At 60.2% G+C, this 1,318-nt stretch carries 2 protein-coding genes; both read left to right on the top strand.

The window, feature by feature from the left end:
* Positions 1–231 (top strand): arginine deiminase family protein (locus DFP86_RS19190; protein ID WP_243729446.1); only part of this gene is annotated, 231 nt, incomplete at its 5' end.
* An 82-nt stretch (positions 232–313) separates the two neighbouring features.
* Complete coding sequence (locus DFP86_RS19185) at positions 314–1,318, top strand: ornithine carbamoyltransferase (protein ID WP_133684327.1); 1,005 nt, start codon at positions 314–316, stop codon at positions 1,316–1,318.

The raw sequence follows: 1,318 nt of genomic DNA, 5'->3' as shown, positions 1-1,318 counted from the left end.
ACCGGCGGCGACGCTTACCAGCGCGAACGCGAACAGTGGGACGACGGCAATAACGTGGTGGCGCTGGATCGCCGCGTGGTGGTGGCCTACGACCGCAACACGCATACCAACCGCCTGATGCGCGAGCATGGCGTGGAAGTGATCGAGATCCCGGCGGCCGAATTGGGCCGCGGCCGTGGCGGCGGTCACTGCATGACCTGCCCGCTGATCCGCGACGAAGTAAAAATCTAAATGTATAGGAAGTAGGGAGTGGGGCATCGAAACCCCACTCGCTACTCCCCGCTCACCACTCCCAAATCAAACAGGAGCAATCATGGCGTTCAATCTGCGCAACCGTCATTTTTTGAAAATGCTGGACTTCACCCCGCGTGAAATCCGCTACATGCTGGACCTGGCCCGCGATCTGAAGCGCGCCAAGTACAACGGCACCGAGCAGCAGCACCTGAAGGGCAAGAATGTCGCGCTGATTTTCGAAAAGACCTCGACCCGTACCCGTTGCGCGTTCGAAGTCGCCTGCTATGACCAAGGCGCCCACGTGACCTACCTCGGGCCGTCCGGTTCGCAAATCGGTCACAAGGAATCGATGAAGGATACCGCGCGCGTACTGGGTCGCATGTACGATGCGATCGAATACCGCGGTTTCAGCCAAGAGATGGTGGAGAACGAACTGGCCGCCTACGCGGGCGTGCCGGTCTACAACGGTCTGACCGACGAATTCCACCCGACCCAGATGCTGGCCGACGTGCTGACCATGTGGGAAAACAGCGATAAGCCGCTGTCGCAGATCAGCTACACCTACATGGGCGATGCCCGCAACAACATGGGCAATTCGCTGCTGGTGATCGGCGTGAAGCTGGGCATGCACGTACGCATCGGTGCGCCGAAGCACCTGTGGCCGACCGACGACCTGGTGGCCGAGTGCAAGAAGATCGCCGCGGAAACCGGCGCGCGCATCACGCTGACGGAAGATCCGGTCGAAGCCGTGAAGGGCACCGACTTCGTGCACACCGACGTATGGGTCTCGATGGGCGAACCGGAATCGGCCTGGAAGGAACGTATCGACCTGCTGAAGCCGTACCAAGTGAACATGGCGCTGATGAAGGCGAGCGGCAATCCCGCAGTGAAGTTCATGCACTGCCTGCCGGCGTACCACAACAAAGAAACCAAGATCGGCAAGTGGGTGTTCGACACCTTCGGTCTGGACGGCGTGGAAGTGACCGAAGACGTGTTCGAGTCGCCGATGTCGCTGGTGTTCGAGCAAGCGGAAAACCGCATGCACACCATCAAGTCCATCCTGGTCTCCACGCTGGGCGACTAA

It is taken from the genome of Paludibacterium purpuratum (assembly GCF_004363805.1).
GTDB lineage: Bacteria > Pseudomonadota > Gammaproteobacteria > Burkholderiales > Chromobacteriaceae > Paludibacterium > Paludibacterium purpuratum.
Note: the sequence above shows the minus strand (reverse complement) of the source record. Positions and strands in the feature narration are given on the sequence as shown.

What these genes read in the sequence shown, in the direction of transcription:
- DFP86_RS19185 (WP_133684327.1), top strand. Translation starts at nt 314, where the DNA reads ATGGCGTTCAATCTGCGCAACCGTCATTTTTTGAAAATGCTGGACTTC.